This window comes from Marinobacter excellens LAMA 842 (assembly GCF_001574445.1).
Lineage (GTDB): Bacteria > Pseudomonadota > Gammaproteobacteria > Pseudomonadales > Oleiphilaceae > Marinobacter > Marinobacter shengliensis.
The window spans coordinates 60,947-76,285 of the sequence record NZ_LOCO01000005.1 but is presented as its reverse complement, the minus strand read 5'-3'; the positions used below and the strand labels follow the sequence as shown (position 1 = coordinate 76,285).

At 59.3% G+C, this 15,339-nt stretch carries 14 protein-coding genes and 1 riboswitch; of the genes, 7 read left to right on the top strand and 7 right to left on the bottom strand.

The genetic code is table 11. From position 1 onward, the window contains the following. Positions 1-27 precede the first annotated feature (27 nt). The 5 genes from J122_RS27295 to J122_RS27275 all read right to left on the bottom strand — a co-directional run bounded on the left by J122_RS27295 (position 28) and on the right by J122_RS27275 (position 5,920). Positions 28-1,602: a methyl-accepting chemotaxis protein gene (locus J122_RS27295; protein WP_061331233.1), complete on the bottom strand. Its 1,575-nt coding sequence runs from the start codon at positions 1,600-1,602 to the stop codon at positions 28-30. 129 nt (positions 1,603-1,731) lie between these two features. Further along, positions 1,732-2,337, bottom strand: a complete 606-nt coding sequence (locus tag J122_RS27290; protein ID WP_061331232.1) for a hypothetical protein — start codon at positions 2,335-2,337, stop codon at positions 1,732-1,734. A gap of 120 nt (positions 2,338-2,457) precedes the next feature. Next, positions 2,458-3,036 (bottom strand): QsdR family transcriptional regulator, encoded by a 579-nt coding sequence (locus J122_RS27285; protein ID WP_227510086.1) that lies wholly within the window; start codon positions 3,034-3,036, stop codon positions 2,458-2,460. A 291-nt stretch (positions 3,037-3,327) separates the two neighbouring features. Then, positions 3,328-4,050, bottom strand: coding sequence for a 3'-5' exonuclease (locus J122_RS27280; protein WP_061331231.1), 723 nt, complete (start codon positions 4,048-4,050; stop codon positions 3,328-3,330). Then, on the bottom strand, positions 4,043-5,920 hold the full coding sequence (locus J122_RS27275) for a putative nucleotidyltransferase substrate binding domain-containing protein (protein WP_061331230.1): 1,878 nt from the start codon (positions 5,918-5,920) through the stop codon (positions 4,043-4,045). Before J122_RS27275 ends, J122_RS27280 begins: the two co-directional genes overlap by 8 nt. 139 nt (positions 5,921-6,059) lie before the next feature. On the opposite strand from J122_RS27275, the gene cobU reads away from it, so the two are divergent. After that, entirely contained in the window at positions 6,060-6,590 is a 531-nt protein-coding gene (gene cobU / locus J122_RS27270) for a bifunctional adenosylcobinamide kinase/adenosylcobinamide-phosphate guanylyltransferase (RefSeq protein WP_061331229.1), read from the top strand. On the opposite strand, the gene J122_RS27265 is transcribed toward cobU, so the two are convergent. Together J122_RS27265 and cobT are read right to left on the bottom strand one after the other, a co-directional pair. Beyond that, entirely contained in the window at positions 6,574-7,173 is a 600-nt protein-coding gene (locus J122_RS27265; protein ID WP_061331228.1) for a histidine phosphatase family protein, read from the bottom strand. The two genes, cobU and J122_RS27265, sit on opposite strands and share 17 nt — an antisense overlap. Before the next feature lie 4 nt (positions 7,174-7,177). After that, positions 7,178-8,236 (bottom strand): nicotinate-nucleotide--dimethylbenzimidazole phosphoribosyltransferase, encoded by a 1,059-nt coding sequence (gene cobT, locus J122_RS27260; RefSeq protein WP_061331227.1) that lies wholly within the window; start codon positions 8,234-8,236, stop codon positions 7,178-7,180. A 114-nt stretch (positions 8,237-8,350) separates the two neighbouring features. Here cobT and cbiB point away from each other — a divergent pair, with 114 nt between their 5' ends. The 6 genes from cbiB (at position 8,351) to J122_RS27230 (ending at position 15,289) form a co-directional block, all read left to right on the top strand. Further along, on the top strand, positions 8,351-9,310 hold the full coding sequence (gene cbiB / locus J122_RS27255; protein WP_061331226.1) for an adenosylcobinamide-phosphate synthase CbiB: 960 nt from the start codon (positions 8,351-8,353) through the stop codon (positions 9,308-9,310). Further along, on the top strand, positions 9,307-10,371 hold the full coding sequence (gene cobD, locus J122_RS27250) for a threonine-phosphate decarboxylase CobD (protein WP_061331225.1): 1,065 nt from the start codon (positions 9,307-9,309) through the stop codon (positions 10,369-10,371). The genes cbiB and cobD overlap by 4 nt, the downstream gene beginning before the upstream one ends. Positions 10,372-10,410: 39 nt before the next feature. After that, a riboswitch (cobalamin riboswitch) is annotated at positions 10,411-10,604 on the top strand. A gap of 157 nt (positions 10,605-10,761) precedes the next feature. Beyond that, a complete protein-coding gene (locus J122_RS27245) occupies positions 10,762-12,591 on the top strand; it encodes a TonB-dependent receptor domain-containing protein (protein WP_061331224.1) in 1,830 nt (609 codons plus the stop codon). 68 nt (positions 12,592-12,659) lie between these two features. Further along, positions 12,660-13,511: a cobalamin-binding protein gene (locus J122_RS27240; RefSeq protein ID WP_061331430.1), complete on the top strand. Its 852-nt coding sequence runs from the start codon at positions 12,660-12,662 to the stop codon at positions 13,509-13,511. A 69-nt stretch (positions 13,512-13,580) separates the two neighbouring features. Further along, positions 13,581-14,495, top strand: a complete 915-nt coding sequence (locus J122_RS27235; protein ID WP_061331429.1) for a FecCD family ABC transporter permease — start codon at positions 13,581-13,583, stop codon at positions 14,493-14,495. A 23-nt stretch (positions 14,496-14,518) separates the two neighbouring features. Continuing rightward, the gene (locus tag J122_RS27230; protein WP_061331428.1) at positions 14,519-15,289 is read left to right on the top strand and encodes an ABC transporter ATP-binding protein; all 771 of its coding nucleotides are present in this window, start codon (positions 14,519-14,521) and stop codon (positions 15,287-15,289) included. Positions 15,290-15,339: the final 50 nt, after the last annotated feature.

The window sequence follows — 15,339 nt, the reverse complement described above, 5'->3', positions numbered from 1 at the left end:
AACTGCGGGAGGCGCAATCGCCAGGGGTTACACCCTGAACTGTGCCACCTGGGTGCTGAGTCCTTCCGCCAATCTGGCCAGCTCTTCACTGGCGGCCGATACCTGCTCGGTCGATGTGGCGCTCTGCTCGCCAACATCACGAATCAGGGTGACGTTCTGGTTGATGTCCTCGGCAACAGACGTCTGTTGTTCTGCCGCAGTGGCGATCTGGCTGTTGTACTGTCGGATCTCCTCCACTGCTTCAGCCATTTCCTGAATGGTGGCACCGGCGGTCTGCGCGCGCTCAAGGGTCTGTTCGGCCAGTTTGGAGCCTTTCTCCATGGTGGTGACTGAGGTTTCGGCGCTGCTCACCAGATTGCTGATCAGGGTTTCGATCTCGGTGGCGGAACTCTGGGTGCGTTGGGCCAGTGAGCGGACTTCATCGGCCACCACGGCAAACCCGCGACCCTGCTCGCCTGCGCGAGCAGCCTCAATGGCCGCGTTCAGGGCCAGCAGGTTGGTCTGCTCGGCGACGGATTTGATGACGTCCAGAACGGTGCCAATGTTCTGGGTGTCGCTTTGCAGATCGCGAAGCTGCTTCATCACTGTGCCGATCTGGCGGTTCAGATCAGTCACAAACGTCAGGGTCTCGTTGACGGCGGCTTCGCCATCGCCGGATTTCTGGCTTGCCAGCTGTGCTGCTGCAAAAGCCGCTTCGGCGCTCTTGGCAACGTCACTGACGGTGGCGACCATTTCATTCATGGCCGTGGCCACTTGATCGGTCTGGTCCCGCTGCTCTGCCACACCTTGGCGAGTTTGGTCGGTTACTGCGGAAAGCTCTTCGGAGGACGACGCAATGTTAGAGGCGCCCGTGTCTATCTGCTGAATCAGTTCCCGAAGTCGGGTCACCATGGTGCCGAAGGCGGCCAGCAAGCTGCCGAATTCATCACCGCGGTCGCTATTGACCATTACGGTAAGATCTCCGGAGGCAACCTTGTTAGCAACGTTGACCGTTTCCCGAATTGGGCGGGTAATGGCTTGAATCATATACCATGCGATCAGTATCGAGATGGCAACTCCCAGCAGCGCGATGACACTGAGCTGGGTAACTGCAACGCTGAAGTCTTCATCCATGCGCTGAACCTGAATATTCTGCAGTTCCCCGGTAATCCCGACCATATCCTGGGCTACTTCCGTCATTTGAGCTTCCAGGCCCTGGACAACGGAGCGCGAGCTATCAAGGTTCTGAGCCAATTCCCCAAGCAGGGATTTGTAACGCTGGATTGATTCAACCACTGAGTCCACCCGGGTATTATCTTCGGCGACTACCAGTGACTCTTTCAGGGGAATTAATGAGCTTGCTGCCCGGTCAGCAAAGCGTTCGGCTTCTCTCCGATGGCCGATTTCCCGAGTCATCTGAAAGTACTTCACAGCAACTCTCGCACGAATAAGGTTCGATTCTGCACTGCTGACCGTTGCTACAATCACAGAGCGGTCATGGTAATCTCCCAGCCTGTCAACGCTAACGTAGACCAAAACGATGGTTATCAGAACCAGTAGGCTAAAGCCGGCGCCGAGTTTTTTACCTACCGAAATGTCGTTCAGCTTGGCGGTAATTGACATTGATGTTTCCTTTTTATCAGTCAAGAGCTAGTTGGGGAGGAGGGTTAATGCTTAACGGCAATAACCCCCAAACCTTTAGATAAAGGACCCAAATATGACCTGAATCAATGTCGGTTCAGTAAATTTTGGTTACCAGCCGCTGTCTTCATCCTCGCTCAGGGCCCGCAATTCCTCCATAAACGGTCGAACCGCCCGTTTATCGCTTTCCGGTGCGTTCCTTGCCGTGTCCATGGCGGAAGTAGCGGATTGCATCATCGCCCGCATCTGGGCTTTTTGTTCTTCGGTCATATGAGGGCTGTTTTCGATTTCAGCCAGTGCCTGCTGCATTTCCTGTTGCGCTACGCCCCCTTGCTGGTCCATCTCCAGGGCGAACCAGGCACGGAACACACGGTCCCCGGTCTCGCCCCATTGGTCCACGCTGGAGAAACCATGTTGTTTGACGACTTTTTCAAGTTCGCCGTACATGGCATGGCCTTTCAGATCTTTGAGGCTGGAAGAGAACACGGTGGAGAAATCCATGTTTTCGTCGTCCTGCTCGGCTTCCAGGGCATCTAGAAATTCTTTGTGGTCCTCGGCCAGGGTTTCGGCGGCACCGAGGCTGTCGATGAATGACCGGACGGTTTTTTCTGTCAGGTCGCGAGCTTGAGCCTGGGGGGCGAGTGTGAGGGCAGTCAGGGCGAGTGCAATGATGATTGGCGTAAACAGTTTCTGGCTAATGGATTGGTGTAACGGCATGTCGCGCTCCTTTGCGGGTGTTGATTCCGGGTGTTTGTGGTCTGCTTTTGAACGGGCCGGGGCCCGGCGTTATTGCGTCAGATTAGCCTGCGTTGCACGGTTCTGCCAGCGCAGATGTTGTCAGACTTTCCCGCCTAGCAGGATGCGCACAGCGGTGCAGGCATCTTCCAGCTCTTCATCCCTGGGTTCGCGGCCGCCGATGATATCGCTGTACAGACAGGATTCGGCGATGCGCACCATGAAGTAGGACAGGCTCTGGATGTTCATCGGTGGGCTCAGGTGGCCGGCGCGCACTTCGTCTTTCAGTAAGCGGGTGTTCACTTCCACGGTGCGGGCGTGCAGGGTGGAGTGAGACGAGGTGAGCATTTTCAGGGCGTATTCAGGGTCCTGGTGCAGGAATTTGCGCAGGGGGCTGAAGTGCAGAATGGTCATGTTGATGTGGCGGAATACGCCGACCACGTAATCTACGCCATGGCCGGGGGTTTGGGCCCGGGCTTCTTTGTACAGAGGCTCATAGAGCGACCATAGGATTTCACCAATCAGGAGGTCTCGGTTGCCGACCCAGCGGAACAGGGTAGCTCGGCCGATGTGCAGGTCATCGGCGAGGGAGGCGAGGCTGATTTTCTCCCCTTTTAGCCACATTCTTCTGGCGCGACGGAAGGCGTCCAGGGGGGTGGTTTTGGTGATTTGTTCGGTCACTTTGGGCTCTTTGGTTGGTGTGGGGTCATTCTAGCGGTTGCGGGGCTTTGGGGCTATGGCCCTTTGGCCTTGGTGCTGTTTTCCTCCCTAGCCTGCGGGTTGGGGAGTTTGTGGGAGTGGGGGCCTACTTTCCAAAAAACGCTACAAGCACATCCCTGTGCGCTTCGCTCCGGCCATCCATGGCCTCCGAGATTTTTGGAAAGTAGGCCCCCACTCCCGCAGCCATCCGCTGGCGAGATAGTCGGTGAATGAAAGTTTCCTGCATGGCCGGAGTAGTGTGTGAGGGGTTGGTTAAACCCAAAGATCTCCAATAGGCGTATCAGTGCCGAAATGATGCTGCACCTGGGCCTGGAACAGTTCGGCGGTGGCGATGGCGTCTATCAGGGCGTTGTGGCCGGCGTAGTGTGGTAAGCCGTAGCGGGTTCGGCTGTCGGCCAGGCGGATGGAGATGGGTTGTTTGCCCATGAGTTGTTGCCAGCGGCTTGGGTTTCGTTTGGGGTGCAGGTGGGCTTCGATGGCCATGGTGTCTATGACCGGGAAGCGGAGTTGTTCTTTCAGGCGCCACTGCAGGGCCCGGTTCAGGAACGGGCGTTCGATGTTGCGGTAGTGGACCACGGGGATACGGCCGTTGAGGTGTTGGAACAGGGTGTCGAGTACGTCGGTAAGGTCCGGGGCGTGTTCGATTTCGCTGTGGGTGATGCCGTGGATGGTGACGGTGTCTTGCTGCAACGGCAGTTGCGGCCGGACGATCTGGTGCCAGGCTTTGCCGAGTTGAATGCCGCTGAGGGTAAAGGGGACCAGGCCGATGCTGATGATGGAATGGCGGTCGGCATCCAGGCCTGTGGTTTCGAAGTCGAGGGCGACCAGTGGCACCTCTTTAATGGGAGTTTGCGGGTCAGGGCACCCGGCATGGTAGAAAGCTCGGATTCGGGCATCCTTCGCTTTTTCCGCGGCTTTTCGGTAGTTGTCTGGCCAGTCCTGTTTGCTGTTCCCGCTTTTGATGCTGTCAGACATTCCTGGTGGCTCCTCCGGCGTTGTAACGGAAGCGCAGGAACTTCTGGGCGTTGCTGACGATCTGGAAGGCGTCTTTCAGATGACTGCGTTCGAACGGGGACAGGTCTTCCGGGCGTACGTTGTTGTCGGGTTCTCGCCCCTCTTCAATGGCCAGGGCCTGGTGGCGGATGCGGACAATGGAGATGAATTCCAGGGCATCGCGCAGGTTGCCGGCATCGTCTTCCAGCAGCAGCTTGGTTTTGGCAATGTCTTTCAGTCGCTCAAAGGAATTCTGGGAGCGGCTGCCGCATCCCAGGGCGTGTACGCGGATTAAATCGGATAATGGCGCTGTACCCCGGCGCTTGAGGTTGAATGTTTTCTGGTGCTTGCCGTCTTCCTCAAGCACGAAGGTGCGAAAGAAACCGAGCGGTGGTGTGCGGTTCAGGGCGTTCCTGGCCAGGAAGGTAAGGAAGCGCTGACTGCCGCTGGCTTTCTCTACAATCAGGGTTTTCAACTGTTCGGTGAAGTCGGTTTGCCCGTAAATGCCATCCAGGTCGAAGAAGATATTGCTGTTGAGCAGGGCTTCCGCCTTGGGATTTTCGATCCAGTCGGTGAAGTAACCTTTCCACACACTCAGCGGTTGCCGCCATTTCGGGTTGGTGGCCATGATATCGCCGGTGCAGTAGGTGTATCCACACTCGGCCAGGCCGTCGGACACAAACTTGGCAAGGGCGAGGAAATACTCGTCGTGTTCTTCGGGGATGAAACTGTCGTCCAGCACCATGGCGTTGTCCTGGTCGGTAACGACCAGCTGTTCATCCCGGGCCATGGAGCCCAGGGCCATGAAGCAGTAGGGAACCGGTGGCGGGCCGAGTTTTTCTTCACCCAGTTCCAGCAGGCGTTGGCTGAAGCTGCGACCGATACCGGCCATGGCGCTGCCGATCATGTGGGAGTTGGCATCTTCGTTGACCATGCGTACAAAGCTGTCGCGGACTTCCAGGCTGATTCTCTTCAGGCCTTTGACGTCGTTCTGGTGGTAGATGTTGCTCACCAGGTACAGGCTGCTCTGGCTTTCATACTTGACGATGTCAGACAGCGCAATCACGCCGCGCACTTCGTCGCCTTCCATCACCGGCAGGTGGTGCACGTTGTTGTGGAGCATGGTGAGCATGGCTTCGAAGATGAAGGAGCGGGCGCTGATGGTGATCAGCCCTTCCGACATGATGTCGCTGATCGGGGTTTCCGAGGCCAGGGCATGGGTAACCGCACGGGTACGTAGATCCCGGTCGGTGATGATGCCCTGCAATTTCGGGCGTTCGCCGCTTTCATCCATCAACAGCAGCGCCGATACGCCATTGTCTGTCATGATTCTGGCGGCTTCCTGCAGGCGAACGGTGGTCGGAGCGGAAACCGGTTCCCGGGATATCAGGCGGGTAACCTTGGCGGTCATCAGTTCGTTGGATTTCTCTCTACGCGAAACCGCCGAACGCAGTCGGCTGCGGTCTTCAATCTCAACAAAGTCAGCAAAGTTTTCGTCGGTTTCCCACAGATGCTGAAAGGTGGTATCCGGAATCTTGTAGATCAGGCAATCTTCGATGGCTTTGGCGGGGAACCGGACTTTCTTGTTCATCATCAATCCGAACTGGCCAAAGATTTCGCCCTCGCCCACGCGGTTGTACAGCTCACCGGAGCGGCGGAAAATCTCCACGGCGCCGCTGCGGATATAGTGGAGCCAATGATTGGTCTGGCCGAGTTCAAGTATCTGGGTGCCGGCGCGGTAGTAGGCCACCTCAATACCGCTGACAACCCGTTCAAGAAGTTCTTCAGGCATGTCATTGAACGGGGGGTATTGGGCAATGTGGTTGCGGATGTCCAACAGTTCTGCCTGCATGGGCTCTCCAGAGTGACTGAGTCTTGATTAAATGTTTGCGGTTGGCTGACCGGTTATTCCAGAGTCTGGCCAAACTATAGCAGCTGTCTGTTCACTTGGTGTACCTTGGCCACGGTGGGTAAGCACGAGAGAGTGTTTTATGGTCAACAAGTTACTGGTTACCGGTGGTATCCGGTCTGGAAAAACGGGGCTGGCGGAGCAACGGGCACGCGACGCCGGCGCAGACGTGGTCTACGTGGCTACCGCCACCGCCGGTGACGATGAAATGGCCCTGCGGATCCGGCGCCACCAGCAACAACGCCCGGCACACTGGCAGCTGGTTGAGGAGCCCGTTTACCTTGGCCGGGCGCTGTCAGACCTGGCTCACGGGCATGGTACCTCGCCGCTGGTTCTAGTGGACTGCATGAGTCTCTGGTTGAGTAATCTCCTGTTCGCCGACCGTTCGCTGTTTCAGCCTGAACGTGCCGCCTTTCTGACTGCCGTGGAAACTTATCCAGGCCCCTTGGTGATCGTCACCAATGAGGTAGGCCTGGGCACCATCGGCATGGACCCCCTCACCCGTCGCTTTGCCGACGAGCTGGGATGGCTCAACCAGGCACTCGCGCAGCGCTGTGATGAGGTGGTGATGTCGGTGGCTGGTCTGCCACTGACCCTCAAGGCTGGTGGCTGACCAGGCTGCGGAAGGTGCCAAACTCGGATTGGTCTACCTGAATCCGGCTGCGGCAGGCATAGGGTACGGAAAAGCCGGCAAACGATTTCTCCAGAGGAATGCCCAGCACGTTGGCCAGCACCATGCGAATAACGCCACCATGGCAAACCACCAGGATACGCTGACTCGCAAGTTTGTCCTGCCAGCGATCAAACCCGAGGGTGACTCGCTGGTAGAAGTCGGTAATGGCTTCACCGCCGGGCGGGTTGGAGTTTATGGGGTCCTGCCAGAAGCGGCTGAGATGGTCGCCATAACGTTCCTGGACCTGCCGCGAAGTTAACCCCTCCCAGTCACCAAATCCGATTTCCCGCAGGTCATCTTCGATGTGCAGGGGAATCCTGCGTCTTTGCGCGAGCTGTTCTGCAAACAGGCGGCACCGTGTCATTGGCGAGCTGACAATGGCATCCCAATGGTCGTGACCGTGTACGGCGGCTTCCATCTGCTGCCAGCCGACGGGGCTCAGCGGGTCGTCCTTGCTGCCCCGGAACATTTGCCCACCCTCAGGTTCGCCATGGCGCATCAGGTCGATCACGGTGGTTGTCATGGTTCTACTCCCTGGATTTTCCGCTGACGCCGGCGTCCGCAAAGCTGGCCATGTGGTTATGCAGTGCGCAGGCGGCCCGAAGCAAAGGTACGGCAACGGCGGCGCCGCTGCCTTCGCCCAGACGCATGCCCAGGTCCAGCAGCGGAGTGCCATCAAGCGCGTTGAGCACCGCGTCGTGGCCGGGCTCGGCCGACCGGTGCGCAAACATGAGCCAATCACGCGCTCCGGGTTGCTGTTGAACCGCCACAAGCGCGGCGGCCGAGACGATAAAACCATCCACCAATACCGGGATCTTGCGGGCTGCGCAGCCGAGGATGGCACCGGTCAACGCCGCAATCTCGAAGCCGCCGAGAGAAGTCAGCACAGACAAGGCGCTTCGGTCGTCGCCATGCCGGGCCAGTGCTTTGGAGACCACCCGGGCTTTGCGAGTGACTCCCTCGCTGTCAAGGCCGGTGCCCGGCCCGACGAGCCTCTCGGGTGGCAGGTCAAGCAATGCGCAGGCGAGTGCGGCGGCACTGGTTGTGTTGCCGATACCCATGTCGCCACCGATGAACAGCCGACATCCGGCGTTGGCCGACCGCTCGGCTGCCTGGTCGCCACTGGTCAGTGCAGCAGCTACCTGGCCCGGGCCAAGGGCGGATTTTTCGGCCATATTGGCAGTACTGGGGCCGATAATCTGGTGAATGACGCCGGGGAGCATGGGTACCTCTCCGACCGTGCCCAGGTTCACAACTTCCAGGCTGGCGCCGAGTTCCCTGGCCATAACGCTGATGGCTGCGCCACCGCCGGCGAAGTTGGCAACCATCTGGGCGGTGACCTCCTGGGGAAAAGCGGAAACACCTTCAGCACATACGCCATGATCACCGGCAAACACTACCATGCGGACAGGATCAACGGTTGGCCTGTCTGTGCCGTTCAGGGCTGCCAGGGTAATCGCCAGCTGTTCCAGTTGCCCGAGAGAGCCTGGCGGTTTGGTCAGAACCTGCTGTCGCGCTGCGGCAAGCGCGGCGTGTTCGGCTGAGGGGGCGGGGGGCGGTGTTAGCCAGCTTTGAGGCAGGGCCATGACGATGATTCCTTGTGGGCGGAAAACCGAGGATGGTTATACCGGGAGGCGAAGGTGTCAAGATCAGGCTCCACTCGGTTAGACTTGCCAGCATCTGATTCATGGAGCCCACATTTGGAAACGTTTCTGGTTGCGGTGTTGGTATGTGTCGCGGCGGTTGCACTGGACTGGTTGGTTGGTGAACCGCGCCGGTGGCACCCTCTGGCAGGCTTTGGCCGTTGGGCCTCGGTGGCGGAAGCTGGCCTGAATGGCCAGCCGCAGGCCGCCGCAAGGAGCCTGTGCCTGGGTGCGCTGGCAACCGCGATCGTCGTCACGCCGGTGCTGGCACTGGCTGTAGCACTGCAATTCTGGCTGGGCGGCTGGCTATGGTTGGTGGCTCAAGTGGCCGGCGTATGGCTCGCAATGTCGTTACGGGGGCTGGCGGAACATGGCCGGGCGGTGTCCACGGCATTGACTGCGGGCGACGGTGACCAAGCCAGGAGAGCGGTGGGGTGGATTGTCAGCCGGGATGCAGCGGCGCTGTCCGACGAGGGGGTGGCCGCGGCTGCCTCGGAATCCATGCTGGAGAATGGTGCCGATGCGGTGTTCTCGAGTCTGTTCTGGTACCTGCTTGCCGGGCTGCCGGGTGTGGTTTTGCACCGATTGATCAATACCCTGGACGCCATGTGGGGCTATCGCAACTCACGATTTCTTTACTTCGGCCGGTTTGCCGCCAGGCTGGATGACCTCATGAACTGGCTGCCTGCCCGGCTGACAGCCCTCACTTATGCGCTGTTGGGAAGTACCCGGGTGGCGCTCCGTTGTTGGCGTACCCAGGCAAGAGCCTGGGATAGCCCCAATGCCGGGCCAGTGATGTCGGCCGGGGCGGGCGCCCTTGGTGTGACCCTCGGCGGACCGGCGCCCTATGCCAACGGCATCAAGGAACGGCCAGTGTTAGGTCGTGGCCCCGGGGCTTCGGCAGCGACAATCGAAGGTGCTATTGCCCTGGTACAGCGCGGGGTAATGCTCTGGTTGTCGGTGCTGCTCGTCCTCGCCCTTGCCTGCAGCTGGGTGGTGCCTGGAGGTGCCGGATGACGGCTTTCGACCTTCCTGAATCCCCGGAGCATGGCGGGCGGTTACAGGCTGCAATACAGCGTTGGGGCATCCCCCGCGAGCAATGGCTTGATCTGTCCACCGGCATCAATCCGGTACCCTGGCCGGTGCCGGCCATTCCACCGGAGGTATGGCAAAGACTGCCAGAGCCGGACGATGGGCTGGAGGAGATCATCCGTTCCTGGGCAGGTGCGCCCGAGCGGGCCAGCTGCCTGCCGGTGGCGGGATCCCAGGCGGCGATCATGGCCCTGCCCGCCGTGCGCGCCAGGGTGCATGGTCTTGGTCGAGTGGCGGTGCCCGTGCCGGGATATCGCGAGCACGGTCATGCCTGGCGTCGCGCCGGTTTCGAGGTGGTGGCGATTCCTGAGCAGGCAATAGAGCAAGACGATCTGACCTGGCTGGATTCTGTGGACGTGGTGGTGTGGATACAGCCGAATAATCCGACCGGGCAGCTGGTCGATCCGGCCCGTCTTCTGCTATGGCACCAACGATTGCAGGCACGTGGGGGCTGGCTGGTACTTGATCAGGCCTTTGTTGAGGGAGAGCCCGGACACGGTTTGGAACCCTGGGCGGGCGCGCCGGGTCTGATACTTCTGCGATCTCTGGGCAAGTTTTTCGGCCTGGCCGGAATGCGCGCCGGGGCTGTGTTGGCTGAACCTGAGCTGACCCGTGCGCTGGCTTTTGAATTGGGCCCCTGGACCGTCAGTGGCCCGGCGCGTTACCTGATGGCAAGAGCTCTGGCTGACAGGGCATGGCAGATAGAGGCGCTGGGCAGGCTGCAGACGTCACGGCTGCGGATGGACGGCCTGCTCAGGAAATCTGGCATGCCAGCAACCAACGGTACGTTGCTGTTTCGCACGGTCCATCACGAAAACGCAGCACCAATAGCGGATGAGTTGGCTCGTCGTGCCATTCTGGTCAGGCGTTTTGATGAGCCGCCAGCCCTGCGCTTCGGTTTGCCGCCTGATGAGTCCGGTTGGCAACGTCTGGGAAGTGCGTTGTCTGAATTAACATATCTCATTGACCACCCCCACCCGGGTTGATAGTCTTGCCCGCAATTTCAGGTGCTCTGAGCGTTCCAACCGGACTGGCGATAGTCCGGCGAATGCAGTGAGTGAAACGGGAAGCCGGTGAGAGCCCGGCGCTGCCCCCGCAACGGTAATCAGGTGAAAGGCAATCCAATGCGCCACTGTGCCTCTGGCATGGGAAGGTGATTGCCCCGGAGCATCAGCTCCACCTGGAAGCCCGGAGACCGGCCTGGAATTTGGAGCCCATGAGTTCCAGACACCTACGTTGCGGAGGGCAGCGGCGGTGGGTGAACCGGCCAATGCAACTGATCGACGCCCCTCCACCCTCCGTCAATACAGACATTTCTCCTCCGCATGAATCAGTATCAACCGCACGGGTGAGTGCGGTGCGAAGCGAGTGAAGAAATGAAGCGTTCCAAAGTCTTGTCTGCCCTTGTGTTCATGCCTTTTGCCCTACCGGCGAGTGGTTCAGAGTCTGAAGCCGCCCCGGATACTCTTGAACCTATTGTTGTAACTGCCACGCTTGGCCCCCGTACGGTGGGCGAAAGCCTGTCTTCGGTGACGGTCATCGAAGAAGAAACCATCCGTCGTGAGGCGCCTGCCGAGTTTACCGATCTGCTGGCGGCGCAGCCCGGCATTGATCTGGTCACTAACGGGTCATTTGGCAAGAACACCAGTGTATTCACTCGTGGCACTGCGAATGATTCCACGGTCTTTCTGGTTGATGGTGTGCGCCTTCGTTCTGCCACCAGCGGTGGCGCGCCCTGGCAGTATTTTCCAGCTGATCTGGTCGAGCGCGTGGAAATCGTCAGGGGCCCCCGCAGTGCACTCTATGGCGCTGACGCGGTAGGCGGTGTCATTCAGGCATTTACACTGGATCCAAAGCACGGTAACAGAGGGTGGGTTGAAACCGGAGCAGGCAATTTCAACACCCAGAAAACCAGTGCTGGCGCATCGGCGACTCACGGCGCAACCCGGTTCAGCCTCAGCGGGCTGCACAAGGAGACCGATGGCACCAGAATTGTGAAAGATGGCGAGGACAAAGGTTTTCGCAATACCGCTGGCGTCGGGCGTGTTGTGCATGAATTGCCGAGCGGAGGAGAGGCCAGTTTCGTCATCATGCAGTCACAGGGCAATACTGAATTTGACGGTGGCAACACGGATTTTATGATCCGGACCATCGGCGTCACATTGAATAACCCTGTCAGTGATTATTGGGCTACGTCCATCCAGCTTTCAGAATCCGCTGACGAGCAAGAAAGCTTCCGTAGTGCCGGCGATTCTGTATTCAACACCAAAACCCGAACCGCACGATGGGAAAATACGTTCACCGCCGGCGTGCACGAGCTTGCGGTCGGGGGAGAGCTACAATCCGACGAAGTGAAAAGCACCATCGAGTTCGATGAGAACAGTCGCACCAATGCCGCGTTGTTCACCCAACTGCGCTTGAACTTCGGCCCTTCCGATATTCAGTTGTCATTTCGCGGCGACGACAACGAGGCATACGGTCGACAGGAAACCGGTGGCATTGCCCTTGGCCACTCGTTTGACCGTTCCCATCGGGTGCGGCTGAGTTATGGCACCTCTTTCCGGGCGCCCACGTTCAATGATCTTTACTATCCTTTGGAGATCTTCGATTTCGGTGGCAGTTATGCCGGCAACCCGGATCTCAAGCCGGAGGAAGGCGCGTCCGTGGAGCTGGGGCTTAGCGGTCGTTACCAGAACTGGTACTGGGATGCCGCTCTTTATCAGCTGGACGTAGAGAATCTGATTGAACTACAGAGCATCAACGGGGATCTCCGGCCTGCCAACGTAAGTGAAGCCCGTATTCGTGGGGCGGAGCTGACCTCCGGTCTTCGTGCGAACGGTTGGGATCTTGGGGTCAAGCTCACCTTGATGGATCCGCGAGATCGTGACACGGATAACCGCCTGCGTCGTCGCAGTCACCAATCGCTGCGGGTAGACCTGGACCGCCAAATGGGCGCCTGGAGCCTGGGAGGCACCGCTCTGGCCAGTGGTTACCGCTACGACGATGCGAATAATCAGAATCGGTTACCAGGTTACGTCACCTTCAACCTCCGTGCAGGATGGGAGTTTGCTCCGGACTGGACAGCACGGCTGACGCTTCAGAACGTTACGGATAAGGAATACGCGACGGCAACCCGATTTGATGGTTCAGGCTACCTGGCGGCGGGAACCGCAGGGTTTCTTTCGATTCGCTATGACTTCCGATAAAACTGCATAATCTTGCCGGGGAGGCGCCAGTGGGAAAGCTTAAGGGTGTGAGCATACTGCTCGGCTGGATGCTGCTGGCATCTCCGGCCCTGGCATCCTATGTCTGCGCCACGGATGATCTGGGCGAGGAGATATGCCTGGAACACCCGGCAAAACGCATTGCCGCACTTTCGCCTGGGGCGACAGAACTGGCATGGGCGGCGGGCGCCGGTGATCAGGTAGTTGCCGTGGTGGCTTACAGCGATTATCCCCCGGCAGCCCGAGAGGTCGCTTCAGTGGGTAGCCATACCCGCATGGATATGGAACGGCTGCTGGAGCTGCAGCCGGATCTTGTGATTGGCTGGGTAACCGGGAATCCGACGGAGCAGCTGGTCACACTCAAGAATATGGGCGTCCCGGTGTTCTCCATTGAACCCCGGAGTTTTGAAGCTGTCTCCAACACCATTGAGCGCATCTCCATACTGGCAGGTACTGAAGCAGAAGGCTTTGCAGAGGCGGAGCGATTCCGTCAGGGCATTGCCGACTTGCAGGAGGCGTACGCCAAGGCTGATCCGGTGCCGGTGTTTTACCAGGTTTGGGATGAGCCCCTGATGACGGTCAACAGCCAGCACCTGATCGGTGAAATGATTGAACTTTGCGGTGGTGATAACGTGTTTGGTCAGCTGGACCGGCTAGTGCCGAGGATCAGTGCGGAAGCGGTGATTGCGGCGAATCCCGAGGCCATTCTGGCGGGTGGAATGGGTGAGGAGAATCGCCACTGGCTGGCGCGCTGGCAGGCATTCCCCAGTATCACTGCGACAGAGCGAAACAACCTCTTTTTTATTCCGCCGTCACTGGTTCAGCGACCGACTCCGAGAATGCTTGAGGGAACGCAATTGTTTTGCGAGAAACTGGAGGTGGCCCGTGGCCGACGGCCCTAGTGGAGTAGCCGTGTGATACGCCCGATCACCCTGCCCCTCACCGTTCTAGCCGTAGCCGGGCTGATCGCCATGGTGATGTCGGTCGGTATTGGCAGTGTCGCAATTGCACCTGCGGATGTGCTGTTGGTGTTTCTGGGTGAGGGCTCCAACCTGCACCGTACTCTGATTCTTGAGCTCCGGCTACCCAGAACGCTGTCGGCCTTTGCCACCGGAGGTCTGCTGGCGGTGGCCGGGGCATTGATGCAGGTGCTGCTGCGTAACCCGCTTGCCGATCCCTATGTGTTGGGGCTGTCCGGGGGTGCCGCCGTGGGGGCATTGCTGGCGATGTTGGCGGGGCTCGGCGGCGCGGTTATCTCCGGTTCTGCCTTTGCCGGTGCCATGCTGGCCACCTTGATGGTGTTCGGGCTCGCCCACGGCACCGGCAGCTGGACGCCCTCCCGCCTTTTGCTCACGGGGGTTGTGGTGGCGGCTGGCTGGGGGGCGGTCATTACCTTGATGCTGGCCATCAGCCCGGCCAGAGAGTTGCCGGGCATGTTGTACTGGCTCATGGGCGATGTGTCCTACGCCAGGGCACCCTGGCCGGGGCTTGGCGTGCTGGTGCTCGTCTGTGCGCTGGTGGTGCCTCTTGGCCGCAGTCTGAATGTATTGGCCCGTGGCCCCATGCAGGCTGCTGCCCTGGGGATTTCAGTGCGCCCACTGGAATGGCTGATTTACATACTTGCCAGCCTGCTCACGGCCACGGCGGTGACCATGGCCGGAAGCATAGGCTTTGTAGGGCTGGTGGTCCCGCATATGCTTCGGTTGGTGCTTGGTAACGACCAGCGCCTGATTTTACCGGCCTGTGCGTTAGCCGGTGGCACACTGTTGGTGCTGGCGGATACCCTGGCAAGGGTTGTGATCGCTCCGGAGCAACTGCCGGTGGGTGTGATCACCGCGCTGTTGGGCGTTCCCACTTTCCTGTATCTGTTGTACCGGAGTCGCTGATGTCCGGTAATAAACGCTCCCCAATGCAAGCCTTGAGTACCCGGGAACTGGTCATCGATATTCCTGGCCGGGCCGACGGTTACCCTTTGGATCTGACAATAAAATCAGGTCAGGTTTGGGGCGTACTTGGGCCCAACGGGGCCGGCAAGACCACGCTGTTGCACACCCTCGCAGGTCTTCGTGCGCCCCGTGCCGGTGCTTTGTTCCTGAATGATGTGCCTACAACGAAGCTAAAGCGGAGAACCCTCTCCCAACAGTTGGGGCTGGTGTTCCAGGACCGACAGGATGGCTTCCCTGCAACGGTACTGGAAACCGCGCTGATCGGGCGTCATCCGTGGCTGGCACCCTGGCAGATGGAAGGGGCAGACGATCTGGCCATGGCCGAGAGATCACTTGAAGCGCTGGATGTCCTGCATCTGAAAAACCGCCTGGTCAGCACCCTGTCTGGCGGTGAACGCCAGCGAGTGGCGATTGCCACGCTGATGACACAGTCGCCCCACACCTGGCTGCTGGATGAACCGACAAATCACCTGGACCTGCACCACCAGGTGGCCGTCATGAAATTGCTCACTGACCGGGCGGCAGCGGGTAACGCCATTTTCATGTGCCTGCACGACCTGAACCTGGCTGCCCGCTGGTGTGATCATATTTTGCTGATGTACCCCAATGGCGAAACCTGCTGGGGCCCGGCAGAAAGGATGCTGGTGCCGAACGCTCTGGAACGTTTGTATAACCAGCAGCTGGCAACGGTGGAAGTTGATGGCGCGCCTTTTTTCGTGCCAAAACGAGACTAGCTCAGAAGTATCGCGAGGGCAGCGGAGCAGGGCTTTCCGGGACTGTCTGC

What these genes read in the sequence shown, in the direction of transcription:
- J122_RS27290 (WP_061331232.1), bottom strand. Translation starts at nt 2,337, where the DNA reads ATGCCGTTACACCAATCCATTAGCCAGAAACTGTTTACGCCAATCATC.
- J122_RS27235 (WP_061331429.1), top strand. Translation starts at nt 13,581, where the DNA reads ATGGTGATGTCGGTCGGTATTGGCAGTGTCGCAATTGCACCTGCGGAT.
- J122_RS27295 (WP_061331233.1), bottom strand. Translation starts at nt 1,602, where the DNA reads ATGTCAATTACCGCCAAGCTGAACGACATTTCGGTAGGTAAAAAACTC.
- J122_RS27265 (WP_061331228.1), bottom strand. Translation starts at nt 7,173, where the DNA reads ATGACAACCACCGTGATCGACCTGATGCGCCATGGCGAACCTGAGGGT.
- J122_RS27240 (WP_061331430.1), top strand. Translation starts at nt 12,660, where the DNA reads ATGCTGCTGGCATCTCCGGCCCTGGCATCCTATGTCTGCGCCACGGAT.
- cobU (WP_061331229.1), top strand. Translation starts at nt 6,060, where the DNA reads ATGGTCAACAAGTTACTGGTTACCGGTGGTATCCGGTCTGGAAAAACG.
- J122_RS27245 (WP_061331224.1), top strand. Translation starts at nt 10,762, where the DNA reads ATGAAGCGTTCCAAAGTCTTGTCTGCCCTTGTGTTCATGCCTTTTGCC.
- cobT (WP_061331227.1), bottom strand. Translation starts at nt 8,236, where the DNA reads ATGGCCCTGCCTCAAAGCTGGCTAACACCGCCCCCCGCCCCCTCAGCC.
- cobD (WP_061331225.1), top strand. Translation starts at nt 9,307, where the DNA reads ATGACGGCTTTCGACCTTCCTGAATCCCCGGAGCATGGCGGGCGGTTA.
- J122_RS27280 (WP_061331231.1), bottom strand. Translation starts at nt 4,050, where the DNA reads ATGTCTGACAGCATCAAAAGCGGGAACAGCAAACAGGACTGGCCAGAC.
- J122_RS27275 (WP_061331230.1), bottom strand. Translation starts at nt 5,920, where the DNA reads ATGCAGGCAGAACTGTTGGACATCCGCAACCACATTGCCCAATACCCC.
- J122_RS27230 (WP_061331428.1), top strand. Translation starts at nt 14,519, where the DNA reads ATGCAAGCCTTGAGTACCCGGGAACTGGTCATCGATATTCCTGGCCGG.